This window comes from Bacteroides sp. OM05-10AA (assembly GCF_003439055.1).
GTDB lineage: Bacteria > Bacteroidota > Bacteroidia > Bacteroidales > Bacteroidaceae > Bacteroides > Bacteroides intestinigallinarum.
In genome coordinates, this window is the sequence record NZ_QSUR01000084.1 from 1 (window position 1) to 2,265 (window position 2,265).

The 2,265-nt window shown below is 40.6% G+C and carries 1 protein-coding gene and 1 pseudogene; both read left to right on the forward strand.

The features are described from left to right. Positions 1 to 869 (forward strand): hypothetical protein (locus DXB58_RS27820; RefSeq protein ID WP_158571592.1); only part of this gene is annotated, 869 nt, incomplete at its 5' end. Next, positions 866 to 2,265 (forward strand): annotated as a pseudogene (locus DXB58_RS27540) (leucine-rich repeat domain-containing protein); the annotation flags it as partial. The gene DXB58_RS27820 and the pseudogene DXB58_RS27540, both read left to right, overlap by 4 nt.

The window sequence follows — 2,265 nt, forward strand, 5'->3', positions numbered from 1 at the left end:
TAAAAGGTTTAATATCTAAAGAGCTAATTGAAGCTAATAACGGTTTGGTTGTTCGTAAGACAGAAGTTGTAGAACCTATGCTGATGTCTTTATTATCGGAAGAGTTCGAGGATGGTATTGTAGAAGAGAACGAAGATGTATTTATTGAGGAAATGCGTACTGCTACAGGTGGTGCGGTAACATTAGGTGAACTTGATAACGTAACTGACGAAGCAGATAAGATATCAGATACGGACGATTTGCTTGTACGTCTTGCCGGAGCTTCCGGTTGGACAATTAATACCACTTTATTCTCTCAAGTCTCACAACTCATGTCGAAAGTCTTTCCGTTTACTATGACACTATCAGGAGGTGGAACTTATGAGAAAGGCAGTTCACAAACAATATCTCTGTCATGGACTTATGATCGGGATATTGAATCACAATCAATCAACAATGAATCACTGTTAATCGGAATCAGGGCAAAGCAATACGCAAATGTTGCTACGGATGCAACTTATACTCTGAAAGCGATACAAGGCGGACAGACATATACAAAGTCCGTATCAGCACAATTTAAGGTGAAGAAGTATTACGGAGTGTCCGCAAGCGGAACATTGACAAATGATGAGATTTTGTCTTTATCAAACACATGGGCTGGCCGGACGCAAGGCTCTACTGTTTTCGATTGTACCGGTGGTAAGTATCCTTATTACATCCTTCCTACATCTATGGTATCCGGTATTCAGTTCTGGATTGGAGGATTGCGTAATACAGACTGGAAAGAAGAAACTCGTGAAGTTACAAACGCTTTCGGTCACAAAGAGAGTTACACTATTTATCGTTTAAATAGCATCCAGACGGGTGTATTAAATATTGAGGTGAAATGAGTGAAGAATTGAAGGGAACCAATGTATATTCCCCTATTGTTCCGGGCACAAGTAGAGACGTATATCCTACGCACTATTCTATTTATGGTCAAGGTGGTCATAAGGAGGTATCTACTATTGACGCAAGGAATGCCATTACAGCCGACCGATTGACAGAAGGCTGTGTCGTCTATGTAAAAGAGACAGATAAGGAGTATCAATATAAAAATGGCGAATGGGTAGATTATCAGACAAATTTTGATGATACCGTACTTCGGGAACTTATTGACGAAAAAGTAGATAAAGTGGACGGAAAAGATTTATCTACCAATGACTTTACCGATGCGGATAAAGAAGTTATCGCAATTCATTCAGAAGAAATAGACAGTTTGCAAGATTCTGTCAACGATATCTACCAGCGTCTTGACTCCACAACCGGAGTTCAATACTATATCCGTGTCCAAAATAATGGTGATAAGTCCTTTACTTCACAAAAGGGTGAACCTTGCGTATTAAATTTCACATTCATTTCACAGGAACGTTACAGCTATAATGATCCTTACGAGAATACCGGAGAACGTGGCAAGTGTGAGATATTCATAAAAAACTCTGTCAGTGCAGACTATACCCTGATAAAAACCCTGATGGTTAACTCCATTACTGCCACAAAAGTTGATATAGCCGAGTATCTTGCGAATGGGGCCAACTCAATCATGGTTAAAATAACCGGTGAAGTGACCGGACAGGCCACTCCGGCTTATACTTATAATGTAACGATGACATCATTGTCTGTCAAGGCTGATACTTTCCAGTGGTGGACATTATATTCCGGGACAATTTCTATTCCTCTCTATATATCCGGAAATGTAAACAAGACACTTAAAGTCACCCTTGAGGGAGAAAACTACGCCAAAGCGTATGAACAAGTGCTGGGAAACGTTATCTATACGGATACCGCTTTGAATTTCTCTATTGACCACCCCGGACAGACGGGTGTATACAAATTATCCGTTTATCTTGAAAACTCCGATGGCACCATCAAAACCAAAACGGTGTCTTTCAATATCATGTGCGCATCGGAAGGCGAGCAGGTGAAGCTGATGTGTGTGAATAATCTTTCAGAAAAAGCATCCAACTGGTCGAACAATAAACTTTTTGAATATTCAGTTTATGATGGTGATGCTACGGCTACAAGTGGCACATTCTCCATTAGAATGGATAATCTTACCGTATATACCAGTGAGGAGAGTACGATACCCACTAATACGAAAAATAGCTTCTCTTATGCAATGGAGATTGAAACCGTCGATGATACAGACTTTGAAATCTCTGTAGCCGTATCGGATAATGGAGAGCCTTTGTCCGATACTATGATCTTCCCTGTGAGCAACTCTTCCGGCTTTTCCGCTACGGCCGG